The organism is Burkholderia sp. Ax-1719, assembly GCF_011753055.1.
Lineage (GTDB): Bacteria > Pseudomonadota > Gammaproteobacteria > Burkholderiales > Burkholderiaceae > Paraburkholderia.
In genome coordinates this window covers 127,709-146,907 of sequence record NZ_VWWJ01000019.1, presented here as the reverse complement: position 1 = coordinate 146,907, position 19,199 = coordinate 127,709, and the positions used below count along the sequence as shown (strand labels likewise).

At 64.7% G+C, this 19,199-nt stretch carries 17 protein-coding genes; 10 read left to right on the top strand and 7 right to left on the bottom strand.

What is annotated here, in order from left to right:
* Positions 1 to 155 precede the first annotated feature (155 nt).
* From trpE to F3J17_RS26245, 6 genes are all read left to right on the top strand, one after another.
* Complete coding sequence (gene trpE / locus F3J17_RS26270; protein ID WP_167065987.1) at positions 156 to 1,649, top strand: anthranilate synthase component I; 1,494 nt, start codon at positions 156 to 158, stop codon at positions 1,647 to 1,649.
* Between the two features lie 18 nt (positions 1,650 to 1,667).
* Positions 1,668 to 2,243, top strand: coding sequence for an aminodeoxychorismate/anthranilate synthase component II (locus F3J17_RS26265; RefSeq protein ID WP_167065985.1), 576 nt, complete (start codon positions 1,668 to 1,670; stop codon positions 2,241 to 2,243).
* A gap of 17 nt (positions 2,244 to 2,260) precedes the next feature.
* The gene (gene trpD / locus F3J17_RS26260) at positions 2,261 to 3,289 is read left to right on the top strand and encodes an anthranilate phosphoribosyltransferase (protein WP_167065982.1); all 1,029 of its coding nucleotides are present in this window, start codon (positions 2,261 to 2,263) and stop codon (positions 3,287 to 3,289) included.
* Positions 3,290 to 3,349: 60 nt separating this feature from the next.
* Positions 3,350 to 4,135 (top strand): indole-3-glycerol phosphate synthase TrpC, encoded by a 786-nt coding sequence (trpC, locus tag F3J17_RS26255; RefSeq protein ID WP_167065979.1) that lies wholly within the window; start codon positions 3,350 to 3,352, stop codon positions 4,133 to 4,135.
* A 21-nt stretch (positions 4,136 to 4,156) separates the two neighbouring features.
* Positions 4,157 to 4,783 carry a CYTH domain-containing protein gene (locus F3J17_RS26250; protein WP_167065976.1) on the top strand — a complete coding sequence of 209 codons (627 nt, stop codon included), beginning with the start codon at positions 4,157 to 4,159 and terminating at the stop codon, positions 4,781 to 4,783.
* A 132-nt stretch (positions 4,784 to 4,915) separates the two neighbouring features.
* Positions 4,916 to 5,890, top strand: a complete 975-nt coding sequence (locus tag F3J17_RS26245) for a uracil-DNA glycosylase (RefSeq protein WP_205194966.1) — start codon at positions 4,916 to 4,918, stop codon at positions 5,888 to 5,890.
* Positions 5,891 to 6,003: 113 nt separating this feature from the next.
* Here F3J17_RS26245 and F3J17_RS26240 read toward each other — a convergent pair whose 3' ends face one another.
* The 4 genes from F3J17_RS26240 to F3J17_RS26225 all read right to left on the bottom strand — a co-directional run bounded on the left by F3J17_RS26240 (position 6,004) and on the right by F3J17_RS26225 (position 10,872).
* Positions 6,004 to 6,600 carry an NAD(P)H-dependent oxidoreductase gene (locus F3J17_RS26240; RefSeq protein WP_167065974.1) on the bottom strand — a complete coding sequence of 199 codons (597 nt, stop codon included), beginning with the start codon at positions 6,598 to 6,600 and terminating at the stop codon, positions 6,004 to 6,006.
* A 192-nt stretch (positions 6,601 to 6,792) separates the two neighbouring features.
* The gene (locus tag F3J17_RS26235) at positions 6,793 to 8,583 is read right to left on the bottom strand and encodes a PDZ domain-containing protein (RefSeq protein ID WP_167065972.1); all 1,791 of its coding nucleotides are present in this window, start codon (positions 8,581 to 8,583) and stop codon (positions 6,793 to 6,795) included.
* Positions 8,584 to 8,770: 187 nt separating this feature from the next.
* A complete protein-coding gene (locus F3J17_RS26230) occupies positions 8,771 to 9,502 on the bottom strand; it encodes a DsbC family protein (protein ID WP_167065970.1) in 732 nt (243 codons plus the stop codon).
* A gap of 197 nt (positions 9,503 to 9,699) precedes the next feature.
* On the bottom strand, positions 9,700 to 10,872 hold the full coding sequence (locus F3J17_RS26225; protein WP_167065968.1) for a UbiH/UbiF family hydroxylase: 1,173 nt from the start codon (positions 10,870 to 10,872) through the stop codon (positions 9,700 to 9,702).
* Positions 10,873 to 11,218: 346 nt separating this feature from the next.
* Between F3J17_RS26225 and ychF the strand changes: the two genes are divergently transcribed.
* The 4 genes from ychF to F3J17_RS26205 all read left to right on the top strand — a co-directional run bounded on the left by ychF (position 11,219) and on the right by F3J17_RS26205 (position 16,179).
* Positions 11,219 to 12,313: a redox-regulated ATPase YchF gene (gene ychF / locus F3J17_RS26220; protein ID WP_167065966.1), complete on the top strand. Its 1,095-nt coding sequence runs from the start codon at positions 11,219 to 11,221 to the stop codon at positions 12,311 to 12,313.
* A 90-nt stretch (positions 12,314 to 12,403) separates the two neighbouring features.
* Positions 12,404 to 12,949 carry a hypothetical protein gene (locus F3J17_RS26215; RefSeq protein WP_167065964.1) on the top strand — a complete coding sequence of 182 codons (546 nt, stop codon included), beginning with the start codon at positions 12,404 to 12,406 and terminating at the stop codon, positions 12,947 to 12,949.
* 203 nt (positions 12,950 to 13,152) lie between these two features.
* On the top strand, positions 13,153 to 14,817 hold the full coding sequence (ettA, locus tag F3J17_RS26210) for an energy-dependent translational throttle protein EttA (RefSeq protein ID WP_167065962.1): 1,665 nt from the start codon (positions 13,153 to 13,155) through the stop codon (positions 14,815 to 14,817).
* Positions 14,818 to 14,982: 165 nt separating this feature from the next.
* The gene (locus F3J17_RS26205) at positions 14,983 to 16,179 is read left to right on the top strand and encodes a DUF748 domain-containing protein (RefSeq protein WP_167065960.1); all 1,197 of its coding nucleotides are present in this window, start codon (positions 14,983 to 14,985) and stop codon (positions 16,177 to 16,179) included.
* Between the two features lie 10 nt (positions 16,180 to 16,189).
* Here F3J17_RS26205 and F3J17_RS26200 read toward each other — a convergent pair whose 3' ends face one another.
* The 3 genes from F3J17_RS26200 to F3J17_RS26190 all read right to left on the bottom strand — a co-directional run bounded on the left by F3J17_RS26200 (position 16,190) and on the right by F3J17_RS26190 (position 19,027).
* A complete protein-coding gene (locus F3J17_RS26200) occupies positions 16,190 to 16,813 on the bottom strand; it encodes an HAD family phosphatase (protein ID WP_167065957.1) in 624 nt (207 codons plus the stop codon).
* Positions 16,814 to 16,864: 51 nt separating this feature from the next.
* On the bottom strand, positions 16,865 to 18,679 hold the full coding sequence (locus F3J17_RS26195) for an aminopeptidase P family protein (RefSeq protein ID WP_167065954.1): 1,815 nt from the start codon (positions 18,677 to 18,679) through the stop codon (positions 16,865 to 16,867).
* Between the two features lie 84 nt (positions 18,680 to 18,763).
* Entirely contained in the window at positions 18,764 to 19,027 is a 264-nt protein-coding gene (locus F3J17_RS26190; protein WP_167065951.1) for a hypothetical protein, read from the bottom strand.
* Between the last annotated feature and the right edge of the window lie 172 nt (positions 19,028 to 19,199).

Sequence of the window (19,199 nt, the reverse complement as noted above, 5' to 3'; positions counted from 1 at the left end):
TGCTCGCGCATCTGCACGACAACGGGCCGCACGAGCGAGCGCCAGCGTACTCAAGCACTCAAAACAGACGCCATCGCGCACACGCCGCGCCCCTTTTTGAGCCGCACTGGGCCCGCACCCGACGTCGCGAACGGCAGCACGCACAGGATCGGAACATGACCGAACTCGAATTTCAGTCCCTCGCCAACGAGGGCTACAACCGCATCCCGCTGATCGCCGAAGCCCTCGCCGATCTCGAAACGCCGCTTTCGCTGTATCTGAAGCTCGCGCAACCCGAGCGCAGCGGCGCCAACTCCTTCCTGCTGGAATCCGTCGTGGGCGGCGAGCGCTTCGGGCGCTACTCGTTCATCGGCCTGCCTGCGCGCTCGCTGATCCGCGTGAAGAACGGCGTCTCGGAAGTCGTGCGCGACGGCCAGGTGATCGAAACGCACGACGGCGATCCGCTCGAATTCATCGCGCAATACCAGGCGCGCTTCAAGGTGGCGCAGCGTCCGGGTCTGCCGCGTTTCTGCGGCGGTCTGGCCGGCTACTTCGGCTATGACGCGGTGCGTTATATCGAGAAAAAACTCGCGTCGACCTGCCCGCCCGATGACCTCGGCCTGCCCGACATCCAGTTGCTGCTCAGCGAAGAAGTCGCGGTGATCGACAATCTCGCGGGCAAGCTCTACCTGATCGTCTACGCCGATCCGCAAACGCCCGAGGCCTACACCAAGGCCAAGCTGCGCCTGCGCGAACTCAAGCAGCGCCTGCGCGCGACCGTTCAGCCGCCGGTGACAAGCGCGAGCGTACGCACCGAGACCTATCGCGAATTCAAAAAGGACGATTACCTCGCCGCCGTGCGCAAGGCAAAGGAATACATCGCTGCGGGTGAACTGATGCAGGTGCAGGTGGGCCAGCGTCTGACCAAGCCGTATCGCGATAATCCGCTGTCGCTGTACCGCGCGCTGCGCTCGCTGAATCCGTCGCCGTACATGTACTACTACAACTTCGGCGAATTCCACGTGGTGGGCGCGTCGCCGGAGATTCTGGTGCGCCAGGAGCAGCGCGGCGAAGACCGCATCGTGACGATCCGTCCGCTCGCGGGCACGCGTCCGCGCGGCAACACGCCCGAGCGCGACGCCGAACTCGCCACCGAACTGCTCAACGATCCGAAGGAAATCGCCGAACACGTCATGCTGATCGACCTCGCGCGCAACGACGTGGGCCGTATCGCGGAAATCGGTTCGGTGACGGTGACCGACAAGATGGTCATCGAAAAGTACTCACACGTGCAGCACATCGTCAGCTCGGTCGAAGGCAAGCTCAAGAAGGGCATGACGAATTACGACGTGCTGCGCGCGACCTTCCCGGCCGGCACGCTCTCGGGCGCGCCCAAGGTGCGTGCGATGGAGCTGATCGATGAACTCGAACCCGTGAAGCGCGGCCTGTACGGCGGCGCGGTCGGCTATCTGTCGTTCAACGGCGAGATGGATCTGGCGATCACGATCCGCACCGGCGTGATTCACAACGGCAATCTGTACGTGCAGGCCGCCGCGGGCGTGGTAGCCGATTCGGTGCCCGAATCCGAATGGCAAGAAACCGAAAACAAGGCGCGCGCTGTGCTGCGCGCCGCCGAGCAGGTGCAAGACGGCCTCGACAGCGACTTCTGATTTGAGCGGAGATAGACCATGTTGCTCATGATCGACAACTACGATTCGTTTACCTACAACATCGTCCAGTACTTCGGCGAACTCGGCGAAGACGTCCGCACGCACCGTAACGACGAAATCACCCTCGACGAGATCAAGGCGCTCAATCCCGAGCGCATCTGCCTCTCGCCGGGACCGAGCAATCCGCAGAACGCGGGCATCACGCTCGATGTGCTGCGCGAATTCGCGGGCAAGACACCGATTCTGGGCGTGTGCCTGGGCCATCAGGCGATTGGCGAAGCCTTCGGCGGGCGCGTCGTGCGCGCCAAAACCATCATGCACGGCAAGGTCAGCCAGATCGAAACCGACTGCAAAGGCGTGTTCGCCGATCTGCCGAAGCACTTCAACATCACGCGCTATCACTCGCTCGCGATCGAGCGCGAATCGCTGCCCGATTGCCTCGAAGTGTCCGCATGGACCGAAGACGGAGAAATCATGGGCGTGCGCCACAAGACACTCGCGGTGGAAGGCGTGCAGTTCCATCCGGAATCGATTCTCTCCGAGCACGGCCACGCGCTCTTCGAGAATTTCCTGAAGCAGACCAAGCGCGCCTAAAGGCGGAGGCAGAACACATGATTACCCCGCAAGAAGCGCTGCAGCGCACGATCGAGCATCGCGAAATCTTCCACGACGAGATGCTGCATCTCATGCGCATGATCATGCGCGGCGAGCTTTCGCCGGTGCAATCGGCGGCCATCCTCACCGGCCTGCGCGTGAAGAAGGAAACCATCGGCGAGATCGCGGCGGCCGCGACCGTGATGCGCGAATTCGCCAATCACGTCGAAGTGGCGGACAACTCGAATTTCATCGACATCGTCGGCACCGGCGGTGACGGTTCGCACACCTTCAATATCTCCACCGCGTCGATGTTCGTGGTCGCGGCGGCGGGCGCGAAGGTCGCCAAGCACGGCAATCGCGGCGTCTCCAGCAAGTCGGGCAGCGCGGACGTGCTCGACGCGCTCGGCGTGAACATCGATCTGCAGCCGGACCAGGTGGCCGCATCGATCGCCGAAACCGGCATGGGCTTCATGTTCGCGCCCAACCACCATCCGGCGATGAAGAACATCGCCGCAGTGCGCCGCGAACTGGGCGTGCGCACCATCTTCAACATCCTCGGGCCGTTGACGAATCCGGCCGGCGCGCCCAATCAGCTGATGGGCGTGTTCCACCCCGACCTCGTCGGCATTCAGGTGCGCGTGATGCAGCGCCTGGGCGCAAAGCATGTGCTCGTGGTGTACGGCAAGGACGGCATGGATGAAGTGTCGCTGGGCGCGGCCACGCTGGTTGGCGAACTGAAGGACGGCGAGATTCGCGAGTACGAGATCCATCCGGAAGATTTCGGCCTGCAAATGGTGTCGAACCGTTCGCTCAAGGTCGAGAACGCCGACGAATCGAAGGCGATGCTGCTGGGCGCGCTCTCGAACGAAGCGGGCACGGCGCGCGAAATCGTCGCGCTCAATTCGGGCACGGCGCTGTATTCGGCGAATGTGGTCGATTCGATCTCCGACGGCATCGCGCTTGCGCGCGAGACCATCGCCAGCGGCCGCGCACGCGCCAAAGTCGACGAACTGGTACGCTTCACGCAACAGTTCAAGCGCTGAAAAGCCCGCTAGACAATTCGCTGAAACCCCGCTGATCCAGCACCGTTTTTGTAGACCATCATGAGCGACATCCTCGAAAAGATCATTGCGGTGAAGCGCGAAGAAGTGCGCGCCGCCGAGCAGAGCGCCCCGCTCGAAGAACTGCGCCTGCAGGCAGGCACGCGCGATCTGCGCGACTTCGTTGGCGCGATCCGCGCGAAGCACGCGAACGGCCAGGCGGCCGTGATCGCCGAAGTGAAAAAGGCCAGCCCGTCGAAGGGCATTCTGCGCGAGAACTTCGACCCCGCCGAAATCGCGCGTTCCTACGCCGATGGCGGCGCGGCGTGCCTGTCCGTGCTCACCGACGTGCAGTTCTTCCAGGGCAGCGTTGCTTATCTGGAAGCCGCACGCGCCGCGTGCAATCTGCCGGTGCTGCGCAAAGATTTCATCGTCGATCCGTACCAGATCGTCGAAGCGCGCGCGATGGGCGCCGACGCGATCCTGCTGATCGCCGCCGCGCTCGAACCGTCGCAGATGCGCGACCTCGAAGCGCTGGCGCATTCGCTGAATCTGGCGGTGCTGGTCGAAGTGCACGACCGCGAAGAACTCACGCACGCGCTCACGCTGAAGACACCGCTGATCGGAATCAACAACCGCAATCTGCGCACCTTCGAAACGACGCTGCAAACCACCATCGGCATGCTGGACGATGTGCCGGAAGACCGCATTGTCGTGACGGAATCGGGCATTCTTTCGCGCGCGGATGTCGAAACGATGCGCGAGCGCGACGTGAACACGTTCCTCGTCGGCGAGGCGTTCATGCGCGCCGAACAGCCGGGCGCGGAACTCGCCCGCATGTTCTTCTGAGCCTCACAGGAACACGCAGTCATGGGTATCGAACGCGAAATCAAGCTCGCGCTGCCGCAGGATCAGGTCGACGCCGCGATGCGTTTCTTCGAAACGCGCGCGGGCGTGGCCGGTCAGGCGATCCGGCTGGAAAACATCTACTTCGACACGCCGGAGTTGACGCTCGCGCGCGCAAAAAGCGCGCTGCGTCTGCGCCGCACGCCGGACGGCTGGCTGCAGACCTTCAAGACGGTCGGTGTGGCGCAGAACGGTCTGCACGCGCGTCACGAGTGGGAAATGCCGGTGGCGGGCGAAGCGCTGGAAGTGGACAAGCTGCTGCACGAATGCGATGAAGCGGGCGTGTCCACAGCGCTGTCGGCTGCCGCCGCTACGCTGATTCCGCTCTTTCGCACCGACTTCACGCGCACGCTCTGGACGCTGACGCACGCGGGCACGCAGGTCGAAGCCGCCGTCGATCAAGGCGAAGTCATCGCCGATGTGAACGGCGAAACGCGCCGCGCACCGATCTGCGAAATCGAACTGGAGCTGAAAGACGGCGATGAGGCCGCGCTGCACGCGCTCGCGGCGGAACTCGCCAAAGCGCTGCCGGGCCTGAAACCCGACGACATCAGCAAAGCCCAGCGCGGTTACAAACTGCGCGAAGGCTGAAACGAGCAACGACAGCGGCGCGATCCCCTTCGCGCCGTTTTTTCTTCGCCGCCTTCGCTGTTAGTTGCAAGATGAACACCGAAGCGCCCGCTGCATTGAACCGTCGCGCGTTTGCTGCGACACTTCCGGCCCATGACATCCACGAAACGCACGCGTGCCGCGACGCCGGTGCAGGCCTCGCTCTTCGACGAAGCGTTGTCCGACACGGCGCTGGCCACCCTGGACGAACCGTCCGTACCTGAAGTCGACCCGCGCCAGATCACGATTTTTTCGCTTTTCGAGGATGACGAGTTTCCGCTGCCTGACGCCACTGACGCCGCTGATGCGCTCGCGCCCACCGCATCGACCGACACCGTTTCCACTCAGCCCATGACCCAGACCGCCGCGCCCGCGCGCCTCGAAGACCAGTTCGCCGCCCTGCCCGCCGCCTGGCGCGAGCTGCTCGATCCGTTCATCGCGAGCGATGCCTTCGCGCCGCTCTGCCAGTTCGTCGACGCCGAACGCGCGGCGGGCAAGACCGTCTATCCCGCCGATGTGTTCCGCGCGCTGCGCCTCACCTCGCCCGACGAGGTCAAAGTGGTGATCCTCGGCCAGGACCCGTATCACGGCGACGATCGCGGCACGCCGCAGGCGCATGGCCTGGCGTTCTCGGTGCCGCCGGGCGTGCGTACGCCGCCGTCGCTGCGCAATATGTTCAAGGAAATCGCCGCGAGCCTCGGCATTGAAGCGCCTGCGCATGGTTGTCTCGACGCCTGGGCGCGTCAGGGCGTGCTGCTGCTCAACACCGTGCTGACGGTCGAGCGCGCGAATGCCGCGAGCCACGCCAAACGCGGCTGGGAACGCTGCACCGATACGCTGATCCACGAAATCGCCACGCGTCATCAGCATCTCGTTTTCATGCTGTGGGGCGCGCACGCGCAGAACAAGCGCGCGCTGCTGGGCAATGGCGAGCACGCCGTGCTGGAAGCGCCGCATCCGTCGCCGCTTTCGGCGCATCGCGGCTTTCTGGGCTGCGGGCATTTCGTGCAGGCGAACGAATACCTCGAAGCGCACGGCCGCCAGCCGATCGACTGGCGTTTGCCGGAAGTCGGCGAAGTGCTGGCCTGATAGCGTCGCGCTACGCTTCAAGCGCCCAATAAAAAACGCCACGAAATCACTTTCGTGGCGTTTTTGCTTTGCGGCGTGCAAAACCGCGCGCGAGGCGCGGCTTACATCATCGCTTAGGCAGCGGCGATCGCTTCACGCGCGCTGGCGAGTGCCGCGCTGGCTGCGTCCGGGCCCATGTTCAGGCCTTCGGCGTAGATGAAGTTGACGTCGGTCATGCCGAGGAAGCCGAGGAACGACTTCAGGTACGGCGTCTGGCTGTCGTGCGCGGTGCCTTGATACTTGCCGCCGCGTGCCGACACCACGAACACCTTCTTGCCCTTCACGAGACCTTCGGGGCCGTTTGCCGTGTACTGGAACGTGATGCCAGCGCGGGCGATCCAGTCGAAGTACGTCTTCAGCTGCGACGAGATGCCGAAGTTGTACAGCGGTGCGCCGATCACGACGATGTCGGCGGCTTGCAGTTCGGCGATCAAGGCTTCGCTGCGTGCGGCGACGGCCTGCTGTTCCGGCGTGCGCTGGTCGGCCGGCGTGAAGAACGCGCCGAGGACGCTGTCGTCCAGGTGCGGCAGCGGTTCAGCTTGCAGGTTGCGCGAGACGACTTGCGCGCCCGGATTCGATTGTTGCAGCTTGGCCGTCAATTCGTTGACGAGCAGCGTCGACTGGGCGCCTTGCGAGCGGGCGGCGGAATTGATTTGCAGGATCGTGGTCATGGTCATTCCTTCGGGTCGGTGTGCGCGGTGTTGCGCGAGTGAAGCCATTGTGTTTTTTTGCGGCTTCCCGAAAAAGTAGCCCGCCGATGACGGATTGTTGCAACGATAGAACAATCGTCCATGAAAAAAGCGGCGGGGCCAGATGGCTCCTGCCGCTTTGCTGTCGTAGCTTCAGATCGTCGGCTTAAACGCTCAAGCCGCCAGCCAGCGCTCGCGCAGGGCGCGCGACGCCGGACGCTTGTCGGTGACGCTGAGCTTGTAGCGCGCGATATCGGGCGTATCGAGCGTCAGACGCGCGACGCGCAGTTCGTCGCGGCGGAACGCGTGGATCTCCACTTTCGCGCCCGGCTGATAGCGCGAGAGCAGCGTGTCGAGATTGCCGCCCGTCACGCGCAGGCCGTCCAGCGCGATCAGCACGTCGCCCGCCGACAAACCGGCCTTCTGCGCCGGGCCGCCCTCGTACACCACCGCCAGCGCCGCTTCCGCGCCGCCGCGCAGGCGCGCGCCCAGCGACGGCTTCGCGCCGCGCTCCGGCTCGCCTTCCAGCTTCACGCCGAACGGCTCGAACAAGGTGGCGAGCGGCAGATCGCGTGTGCCGCGCACGGCGTCGGCGAACAGTGCGCCCAGTTCCACGCCGGTGGCCTCGGCGATCAGCGCTTCGACGTCGTCCTCGCCCACGCCCGCCGGCTTGCCGCGATAGAAGTCGCGGCCATAGCGCTGCCACAGCAGACGCATCACGTCGTCGAGCGACTTGCGGCCGTTCGTTTCCGTACGGATCGCCAGATCGAAGGCGAGCGCCACCAGCGAGCCCTTGGTGTAATAGCTGACGATGGCATTGGCCGCGTTCTCGTCCTGGCGGTAGTACTTCACCCACGCGTCGAACGAGCTTTCCGCGACGCTCTGCTTCAGACGCCCCGTGCCGCGCAGCACGCCGGCGATGGTCTTGCCCACCAGCCCGAAGTAGTCATCGGCGGAAATCAGGCCGCTGCGCACCAGCATCAGATCGTCGTAGTAGGACGTGAAGCCTTCGAACAGCCACAGCAGCGAGGTGTAGTCCTCGGTCGTCAGGTCGTACGGCACGAACGCCGCGGGCTTGATGCGCTTGACGTTCCAGGTGTGGAAATACTCGTGGCTGCACAGGCCCAGATAGGTGCGGTAGCCGTCGGTCGTCTCGGGCTTGCCCTTCACCGGCAGATCGGTGCGGTTGCAGATCAGCGCCGTGGAGGCGCGATGCTCCAGCCCGCCGTAACCGTCGCTCACGGCCTGCGTCATGAACACATAGCGCTCCATCGGCGCGCGTTTGGTGCGCGGCTCGAACAGCGCGATCTGCGCTTCGCAGATCTTCTGCAGATCCTTGGCGAGGCGTTCCATATCGAGCGCCACCACGCGGCCCGCGATCACGATGTCGTGCGGCACGCCGTGCGCCTTGAAACTCGCGAGCGTGAAATCGCCGAGCGTCACCGGATGATCGATCAGTTCGTCGTAGTTAGCAGCCGCGTAGTCGCCAAAGCCGTAGCGCTTGGTGCCGCGCGCTTCGGGCAGCGCGGTGGCCACGCGCCAGTGGCGGAACGCGTGGCCGTCCGGACGCTGGATATCGACGATATGCTGCGCGTCCTCATGGCCGAGCGCCGAGAGAAACACGCTGGTGCCGTTGAAGAAACCGCCCGCGTCGTCCAGATGCGCGGCGCGCACCGACATATCCCACGCGTAGACCTCGTAGCGCAGCGTGAGCGCGCCCTTGACCGGCGCGGCCTGCCACGAATGCTTGTCGGTCTTGGTCACGCGCACCTTGCGGCCCGCCTCGTTGGTCGCGCGCAGTGTGACGATGTTGCGCGCGAATTCGCGCACCATGTAGCTGCCCGGAATCCACACGGGCAGCATGAAGCGCTGGCCGTCCGGCGCGGGATCGTCGAGGGTGAGCGTCACCTCGAACAGATGCGCGGCGGGGTTCTTCGGGACGATGGTGTATCGGATCGGCTTCATCGGCGGAGTTCGGTGGCGGTTCGGTGAGCTTCGGTAAGCGGTATGTCCATCGCTCGCTGGGCGTGGTGCTCGTGGCGCGCGCGGGGCAAGCGAACTGGGACAGATATTCGGAACAGATGCGGGACAAAAAATCCGGCGGACAAAAAAGCACCGGCCGCGAAAGCGGCCGGCGGATTCGGGCGAAGCGTCAGTGCGCGGCGCTCAGCTCGCTTTCGAGCCGGTCGGCGCTGACCGCGCCCGGCAACCGGCGGCCATCGGCCAGAATCACGGTGGGCGTGCCCGTCACGTTCATCTTCGCGCCCAGCTTCAGGTTGCTGTCGATCGCGGCGGTGTTGCAGGTGCCCGCAGCCGTGGGCTTCTTGCGATCCACCATCCACGATTCCCACGCCTGCGCGCGGTCGGTCGAGCACCAGATCGACTTGGCCTTGGCGGTCGAATCGTCCGACAGAACCGGATACAGGAAGGTGTAGACCGTCACGTTGTCGATCGACTTGAGCGTGGTTTCAAGCTGATGGCAGTACGGGCAGTTCGGATCGGAGAACACCGCGATGGTGCGCTTGCCGTTGCCCTTGACCACCTTCACCGCGTTTTCGAACGGCAGCTTGGCGAAGTCGATCTTGTTCAGTTCGGCCAGACGCGCTTCGGTCAGATTGCGGTGCGCTTTGGTATCGACGAGATCGCCGGTGAGCACGTAGTCGCCGTTCACATCGCTATAGATGATCTGCGTGCCGAGGTTCACCTCGTAGAGACCGGCGACGGGCGCTTTCTGGATGCCCTTGATATCGCCGGCATCGACGCCCAGACGCTGCTGCAGCGCAGCCTTGATCTTGTCGGTGGTCTGGTCGGCCTGCGCCGAGCAGCCAAGCACCGAGGCGGCCGCCGCGACGACCAGCGCGGCAATGCGGATACGCTTTTGCATGGAATGCTTTCCTGATTCGGGAACGCGGCGCACACGCGGTGCGTGACACGTTCCAGGTGAAATTGGGGCTCGGATCAAGGCGACTGACGATGCGACTGAACACGATGCCCGCACAACCTGATTCGCCATTCTAAGCCGCCTGGGGCTTGCCGCAACGCAAATGCCCGCCTCGCGGGCAGGGCTGATACGCGTCGAGCCTAGCCGAGGGCGGCGGCGACCAGCCAGCGCTTGACCAGCGGCTGCGCGCCGACGAAGGCCATGCCGGTGTTGCGCACCGCACGCGCGATCGTGCCCGGCACCGCGAACAGCCGTTGCAGACCGTCAGTGGCGACCACGAGCTTCTGGATGTCCTCGCGGCGGCTGCGTTCGTAGCGGCGCAGCAGCACCGTATCGCCGAGATCGCGGAACGCTTCCTTGTTCGCGATCACGTCGACGAGCGCGGCCACGTCGCGCAGGCCCAGATTGACGCCCTGCCCCGCCAGCGGGTGGATCAGATGCGCGGCGTCGCCGATCAGCGCGACGCGCGGCGCGATGAGCTTGTCGACGGTTTGCAGCGACAGCGGGAAACCGCGCGCGGGCGTCACGCATTCAAGCGCGCCGTGCAGGTTCTGCGTGGCGCGTTCGACTTCGGCGGCGAGTTGCTCGGGTTCGAGCTTGAGCAGTGCTTCGGCGTGTTCGGCCTGCGCCGACCAGACGAGCGAAACGTGCTGATCGGGCAGCGGCAGCAACGCGATGATCTCGCCATCACGGAACCACTGGTAAGCGCATTCGCCGTGCGGACGCGCCGCGCGGAAATTGGCCACCACGCCGGTCTGGCGATAGTCGCGCCGATCGACCTTCGAGCCGATCTGCGCGCGCACCCACGAATGCGCGCCGTCCGCGCCCACGGCCAGATCGGCCTGGATCGTGCGGCCGTTGGCGAGGCCGATCACGGCCGCGTCCGGATTGATGTCGAGCGTTTGCGCGCGCGAATCGATCCAGGTGAGATTGGGCTGGAAATGCAGCGCCGAATCGAGCGCGCGCTCGACCAGCGACGATTCCGCAATCCACGCCAGATGCGAAACCGAAGCCTGATACGCCGAAAAATGCAGTTCCGCGGCGGCATCGCCGAATACGCGCATGTCGTAGACGGGCGTGAGGCGCGTGGCGTCGACGGCCTGCCAGACCCGCAGCCGCTCGAACAGCGCCTGGGAGCTGCGCGAGAAAGCATAGACGCGCGCGTCGAACACCGCGCCGTGCGGCAGCGGCGCGCAAGGTTGCGCGAGCAGCGCCACGCGCAGGCCGTTCTGGGTCAGCGCCAGCGCCGCCGACTTGCCGACGAGGCCGCCGCCGATCACGGCGACATCAAAGGTCTGGTTGCTTGCAGTCATCCGCGCATTATAGCCGTGGGGCCTTGTCTGACAGGGCCGGATGGGCAGGCCCAATGGCCGGCGCTTGCGTTACTACAAGCGGGCGCGGTGGCTTGCCGCAGCGGCTTTGGCGGCGATGAAAGATCGCGCCCTTTTCCGAGCTTGCGTCCGACGCCACAGCCATCGCCAAAGCGGCGCACGGACGAGGTTACAATTACGGTTTTCGTGACTTCGCGTCACGCCCCTGACGTGCAATTTCGTGCCCTCCGGCCGCCCGCCCGGCGCAACGCGCCAGCCGGTCCGGCCCCGCAGCTCACGCCCGAATCCGGCGAGCCGCACGTCGCCACCCTGACATGCAGAGAATTTCATGAGCCTCAAATGCGGCATCGTCGGCTTGCCTAACGTCGGCAAGTCCACCCTCTTCAACGCGCTGACCAAGGCCGGCATCGCGGCTGAGAACTACCCGTTCTGCACGATCGAGCCGAACGTCGGCGTCGTGGAAGTGCCGGATCCGCGTCTGAAGGCGCTCTCCGAAATCGTCAAGCCCGAGCGCGTCGTGCCGGCTGTGGTCGAATTCGTCGATATCGCCGGTCTGGTTGCGGGCGCGAGCAAGGGCGAAGGTCTGGGCAACCAGTTCCTCGCCAACATCCGCGAAACCGATGCGATCACGCACGTCGTGCGCTGCTTCGAAGACGAGAACGTGATTCACGTCGCGGGCAAGGTCGATCCGCTCGCCGACATCGAAGTCATCAACACCGAACTGGCGCTGGCCGACCTCGGCACCGTCGAAAAGTCGCTCACGCGCTACTCGAAGGCCGCCAAGTCGGGTAACGACAAGGAAGCGGCGAAGCTGGTCGCCGTGCTGGAGCGCGTGCGCGCCCAGCTCGACCAGGCCAAGCCGGTTCGCGCGCTCGACCTGAACGAAGACGAACAGGCGCTGCTCAAGCCGTTCTGCCTGATCACGGCGAAGAAGACCATGTACGTCGCCAACGTGAAGGACGACGGCTTCGAAAACAACCCGTACCTCGACGCCGTGCGCAAGCACGCCGAAGCCGAAGGTGCGCCGGTGGTGGCCGTGTGCGCCGCGATCGAAGCGGAAATCGCCGATCTCGACGACGAAGACAAGGCCGCGTTCCTCGCCGACATGGGCATGGAAGAGCCGGGCCTCGACCGCGTGATCCGCGCGGGCTTCCGTCTGCTCGGTCTGCAAACGTACTTCACGGCAGGCGTGAAGGAAGTGCGCGCGTGGACGATCCACGTGGGCGATACCGCTCCGCAGGCAGCCGGCGCGATCCACACGGACTTCGAGCGCGGCTTCATCCGCGCGCAGACCATCGCGTTCGACGACTACATCCAGTACAAGGGCGAAACCGGCGCGAAGGAAGCCGGCAAGATGCGCGCCGAAGGCAAGGAATACATCGTGCACGACGGCGACGTGATGAACTTCCTGTTCAACGTTTGATGACTCATCGCGCAACAGCGCCTTGACTCGCTTCAACGAACATCCGAAGCCCGCACCTGTGCGGGCTTTTTTGCGCCTACGCTGCCCGACATGAAAATCTTCCGCGTTTTGATGGTGAATGCGCTGGTGTGCGCGCTGCTCCCGCAGGCATCGGCCGTTCAGGCGAGACCACTGACCGCGCCGCCTGATTTCGGCGCGTTCCCCGTGACGGCTTCGCAGGCCACAGCCAGAAACGGCGCCGTCAAGCTGCACCTGACGACACGCTTCACACGGCGCTATTGGAGCGTGCTGCACGAAGAGTTTCAGGAGGCCGCCAACTTCGCCGGACACTATCGCGTAGCGATCTGGGGATGCGGCACCGACTGCCGCATGTTCGCGATTCTCGACAAGAACACCGGCACCGCCTACACGCTGCCGAACGTCGAGCTGATCGCCGGCGTAATGGGCAACGACGAGGACCGCATCGCTTTCCGGATCGATAGCCGTCTATTGGTGATCGCCGGGGAATTGAACGATGACGACACGCAGCAGGGCAAGTTCTATTACATCTGGACTGGCCAACGCCTCAAGCGCATCTACACGGCAAAGCTGGCCGTTGAGCCGATCGATACCGCGCCCGTTCGCAGCGCTCCGTAAGCGCGAACACGGACGCACCCAGCTAGCCGAATAGCCAGACGCCGTCCCCCCACCGCCCGCGCCCCGTACAATAGCGGTTTGCGCATCCCGCGCGATGGCGCGTCAATCGCGCGGCTTGAACCTGGCTCGAGCGCGGCCTCGCCGCGTTACGAGCCACCGTTTCCGCCCCCTTTTCCCGTTTTTCAGACTCCAAAGACACTCTCATGGCCCAATACGTCTTCACCATGAACCGGGTCGGCAAGATCGTGCCGCCCAAGCGCCAGATCCTGAAGGACATCTCGCTGTCGTTCTTCCCGGGCGCGAAGATCGGTCTGCTCGGCCTGAACGGTTCGGGCAAGTCCACGCTCATCAAGATCATGGCCGGCGTCGACAAGGACATCGAAGGCGAAGCCACGCCGATGCCCAACCTGAACATCGGCTATCTGCCGCAGGAACCGCAGCTCGATCCGGAAAAGACCGTGCGCGAAGCGGTCGAAGAAGGTCTGGGCGACGTGTTCGGCGCGCAGAAGAAGCTCGACGAAATCTACGCCGCTTACGCCGAGCCGGACGCCGACTTCGACGCCCTCGCCGCCGAGCAAGCGAAATACGAAGCGATCCTCGCCACCACCGACGGCAGCGCCGAACAGCAGATCGAAATCGCCGCTGACGCCCTGCGCCTGCCGGCATGGGACGCGAAGATCGGCAATCTGTCGGGCGGTGAAAAGCGCCGCGTCGCGCTGTGCAAGCTGCTGCTCGAAAAGCCCGACATGCTGCTGCTCGACGAACCGACCAACCACCTGGACGCTGAATCGGTCGAGTGGCTGGAGCAGTTCCTCACGCGCTTCCCGGGCACCGTGGTCGCCGTGACCCACGATCGCTACTTCCTGGACAACGCCGCCGAGTGGATTCTCGAACTCGACCGCGGCCACGGCATTCCCTGGAAGGGCAACTACTCCAGCTGGCTTGACCAGAAGGAAGACCGCCTGAAGCAGGAAGAAGCGACGGAATCGGCGCGTCAGAAGGCGATCAAGAAGGAACTGGAGTGGGTGCGCCAGAACCCGAAGGGCCGTCAGGCGAAGTCGAAGGCGCGTATCGCGCGCTTCGAGGAACTCTCCAGCACGGATTACCAGAAGCGCAACGAAACGCAGGAAATCTTCATCCCTGCGGGCGAGCGTCTGGGCAACGAAGTCATCGAGTTCAAGAACGTCAGCAAGTCGTACGGCGATCGTCTGCTGATCGACGATCTGAGCTTCAAAATTCCGGCAGGCGCGATCGTCGGCATCATCGGGCCGAACGGCGCGGGTAAGTCCACGCTGTTCCGCATGCTCACGGGCAAGGAACAGCCGGATTCGGGCGAAATCGTGCAAGGCCCGACGGTCAAGCTCGCGTACGTGGACCAGAGCCGCGACGCGCTGGCCGCCAACAAGACCGTGTTCGAGGAAATCTCGGGCGGTGCGGATGTGCTGACGGTAGGCAAGTACGAAACGCCGTCGCGCGCGTACATCGGCCGCTTCAACTTCAAGGGCGGCGATCAGCAAAAGATCGTCGGCAATCTGTCGGGTGGTGAGCGCGGCCGTCTGCATCTGGCCAAGACGCTGATTTCGGGCGGCAACGTCCTGCTGCTGGACGAACCGTCGAACGACCTCGACGTGGAAACGCTGCGCGCACTCGAAGACGCGCTGCTCGAATTCGCGGGCTCGGTGATGGTGATTTCCCACGATCGCTGGTTCCTCGACCGTATCGCCACGCACATCCTGGCGTTCGAAGGCGACTCGCAAGTCACCTTCTTCGACGGCAACTATCAGGAATACGAGGCCGACAAGATCAAGCGCCTGGGCGAAGAAGCTGCGCGTCCGAAGCGTCTGCGCTACAAGCCGATCAGCCGCTAATCCGGCGTTTCGCTTCATCTGTGCAAACGGCAGCCCTGCGGGCTGCCGTTTTTTTTGCGCGCGCTCATTTGCACAGTGCGCCTGGACGCGCGCGGCACGGCGGTTGCTTGAAGCGGCTACGCTGATGCTTTTCGAGCCGCTTCCTCCCCCGCGAGGTGCTCCGCAATGTCGACGCCGATTCGCAAACGTCCAGCCTCCCGCATCGTCCTGATCATCGCGATCGTGATCGCGGCGCTGGTCGTGATCGCGTTCGGCGGACTGTACCTGCTTCAGCGCGAAGCGAGGGCGCGTGTGGAAGCGGTGCTCGCGCCCATCGGCACGGCAGCGCAGATTCATGTGGCCTTCTGGCTGACTTCCGTCGAACTCACCGATGTGCGCCTCAAGCCGCCGCCCAACTGGCCGACCGCCGATATGCTGCGCGCGCAGCGCATCACCATCACGCCCGACCTGCGCGCGCTGCTTTCGCATCATGTGCACGTGCGCGAAATCCACGTCAGCGACTTCACGATGACGGTGCTGCGCCGTCAGAACGGCTCGGTCGAAATCCTGCCGAACCTGCGTCGCGAGATGGAAGCGGCGAGCGGCGCGTCTTCGGCGGCTTCATCGGCTTCGGCAACCTCCACCAGCACCGATCTGCCCACCGAAAAGCAGATCGACCACATCGTGCTCGACCGCGGCAGCTTCGTGTTCTACGACCGCTCCGTGAGCAATCCGCCGTGGCGCGTGACGGTGAGCGACGCCAGCGCGCGCGTCGACGACGTGCATCTGCCCGCGCTCGACGAACCGACGCACGTCAGCGTCACGGGCGCGCTCAAAGGCCCGGCGCACACCGGCCACGTGAGTTTCGACGGCACCATCCGCATTGCGAGCAAGGATTCCCAGACTCACACCACCTTGCGCGGCATCGATATCACCATGCTCGATCCGTATCTGCTGAAAAAGGCCGGCGCGAAGGCCAATGTGACGGGCGGCACGCTCGATCTCGATCTGACATCCACGGTACGCGGCTATCGCCTGCACGCGCCGGGCGTCGTCACGCTGCATCAGTTGCAACTGGCCGAAAGCAGCGACCCGCTCGACTCGTTCCTGTCGATTCCGACGCGCGCCGCCATCGCCGCGCTCAAGTCGCACAAGGGCGACATCACGCTGCATTTCGTGCTGGACGGGGATTTGCACGATCCGAAGTTCAGGCTCAACGACAACCTGATGACCGAATTGCGTGCGGGTTTTGCGAAGGCGCTCGGAGTGAGCGCGCAAGGTGTGGCGCAGGGCGCGGGGCAAACCGCAAAGGGTATCGCCGACGCGCTGCGCAACCTGTTCGGGGCGTCGCCGCAACCCGCCGCGACGCCGCCGAAAAAATGAAACCGCCGCGTTAAACCGGCAGGCCGAGTTCGCGCAGTTTTGCGTCGGTCGTGGCGTTGCTCGTGTGATGCACGCCGTGCCAGCCGAGCGCCGTGGCGGCTTCGGCGTTGCGCGCGTTGTCGTCGATAAAGACCAGTTCGCCCGGCTGCACGCCCGGCAACTGCGCCTCGATACGGCGGAACATTTCGTGGAAGATCGCCGGATCGGGCTTCACCAGCTTCACGCGCCCGGACACCACCACATCGCGACAGCGCCGCAGGATGCCGAAACGCTCCCACGCCCAGGGAAACGTCTCCGCCGACCAGTTGGTGAGGCCGAAGATCGGAACGTTCGCCGCTTCCAGCCGCTCGAACGTGGCCACGCCACCTTCGAGCAGGCCGCCAATCATCTCGTGCCAGCGCTCGTAGAACGCGCGAATCAGCGCTTCGTGGTCGGGAAAGCGCGCGACCAGTTCTTCGGTGCCGACGGCGATCGGCTCGCCGCCGTCCTGACGGATCACCCAGTCCATCGCGCAGACGTTTGTCAGAAACCAGCGGCGTTCGTCGTCGTTGGGAATCAGCTTGCGATAGAGATACTCGGGACTCCAGTCCACCAGCACCCCGCCGAAGTCGAACACCACTGCCTTGATCGTCATGCGCCTGCGCTCCGTTGATTGCTACGCGACTTTCCTGCGCGATTGAGAGGATCAGATCGGCTGCGTGCGTTTTTCGAGCCACGCCAGCGCGTCGCCGCTCACGTGCGGCGAGACGCGTTCGCGAACCGTCTGGTGGTACGCATTGAGCCATGCGCGCTCGTCCTCGCGCAACAGCGCCAGATCAATACAACGCGTGTCGATCGGGCAGAGCGTCAGCGTTTCGAATTTCAGGAATTCACCGAATTCGGTCTTGCCCGCGCTCTGGTTCAGCACGAGGTTTTCGATACGCACGCCCCACTTGCCCGGACGATAGATGCCCGGCTCGTTCGAGGTGATCATGCCCTCCTCCATCGCCGTCCACGGCTCGGCGGGCGCGTAGTGCGAAATCACCTGCGGGCCTTCGTGCACGTTCAGGAAGTAGCCCACGCCGTGACCGGTGCCGTGACCGTAGTCCGCGCCCGCTTCCCAGATCGGCGCACGCGCGATGGCGTCAAGCATCGGCGAGCGGATGCCGCGCGGGAACTGCGCGCGCGACAGCGCCATCATGCCCTTGAGCACCAGCGTGAAATCGCGCTTCTGCTCGGCGCTGGGCGTGCCCACGGGAACGACGCGCGTGATGTCGGTCGTGCCATCGAGGTACTGGCCGCCCGAATCAATCAGCAGCAGGCCGTCGCCTTCGATCACGCTGTGCGACTCCGGGGTCGCGCGGTAATGCGGCATCGCGCCATTGGCGTTGAAGCCCGCGATCGTGCCGAACGACAGCGACACATAACCCGGACGGCGCGCGCGCGCCGCCGTGAGCTTTTCGTCGATGGTGAGTTCGGTGATGGTTTCGCGGCCCAGCGCGGCTTCGAACCATGCGAAGAATTCGGCCAGCGCCGCGCCGTCCTGTTCCATGGTCGCGCGCACGTGCTGCGCTTCCACGTCGGTCTTGCGCGACTTCAGCGTAGTGCTGGGGTTGAGCGATTCGACCAGCTTCACTGCGGCGGGCACCGCCTGCAGCATGCCGAAAGTCACGCGGCGCGGATCGACCAGCAGCGCCGCGCCTGCGGGCAGCGCGCCCAGCGCGCCGGCGGCCTGTGCATAGGGCACGACGCGCACGTTGTCGCGCGCAAGCGATTGCGCGAGTTCGGGTGGCACCTTGCCATCGGCGACAAAAAGCGTGGCCTCGTCCGGGCCGACCAGTGCGTGCGCGACGAACACCGGGTTGTAGTTGACGTCGGCGCCGCGCAGGTTGAAGAGCCACGCGAGATCGTCGAGCGTCGAAATGAAGTGGTACTGCGCGCCAAGGTCAGCCATTGCGGCGCGCACCTGTGCGAGCTTGCCCGGGCGCTGCGCGTCGGCGTGCGGCGCGACGTGTTCGTAGACCGGTTCGACCGGCAACGAGGGACGACCGCTCCAGACCGCTTCGAGCAGATCGAGATCGGTGCGCAGCGTCACATCGCGTGCTTCGAGCGCATCGGCCAACGCCCGCGCCGAGGCTACGCCCAGCACCGCTCCGTCCACCGCGACCGCGCCGCCCGCCGGCACGTTCTGCGCGAGCCATGTGATGTGCGGCGCGCTCTGCTGGCCGGCCGTCATCTTCATCAGTTCGATGCCGGTGCCCGCGAGCTGGTTTTCGGCCTGCACCCAATAGCGGCTGTCGACCCAAACGCCCGCGAAATCCTTCGTCACCACCAGCGTGCCGACCGAGCCAGTAAAGCCGGACAGCCACTCACGACCTTGCCAGCGACGCGGCAGGTATTCGGAGAGATGCGGATCGGCGGACGGCACGAGGGCGGCGTCCACGCCCGCGGCGGTCATCGCGGCGCGCAGTGCGGCGATGCGTTCGGGCGTGGTGGACGTTTCGAGGAGTCGGGCGTTCATGTTTTCACCTGCGAGAGTAGTGGAGCGCGGGTTATGTATAGGGGGGCGCGAAAAACGCGCGAAAAACAGCAGCGCGAAGATCGGTCAGCGGCGCGCGCGCAGCGCCAGCAACACGGCGACGAACACAAACGCGACAGCCGTGCAGACCGGCCATTCGAGCAGTTCGCCGTCGTAGAAAAGACCGGTGGCGCGGCCCGCCGCTTTCGCGAGCGCCGCGCCGGCAAGCGCCGCAACGATGGCAAGCACGAGCGCGCGGCCCGCCGGGCCGGCGGCGCGGCGCATGGGATGCAGCAGCCATCCCGCAAAGCCGATGGCGAATCCGAGCACGACGATGCCTGGCCAGCCCATCAGCGCCGTGTCCTAAGGAATTTCAGAAGAGTCCTATAGGACTGCGGGGAGGCGGCGAATAGCATTCTTTTGTCTCTTTTACAACGATATTTTTAACGGAAAACGGTCGGCTCGGCGCTTCCCGCGTAGCGGTTGAGTGTAGGGGGCGGGATGGCGCAAGGCAAGCGCACCC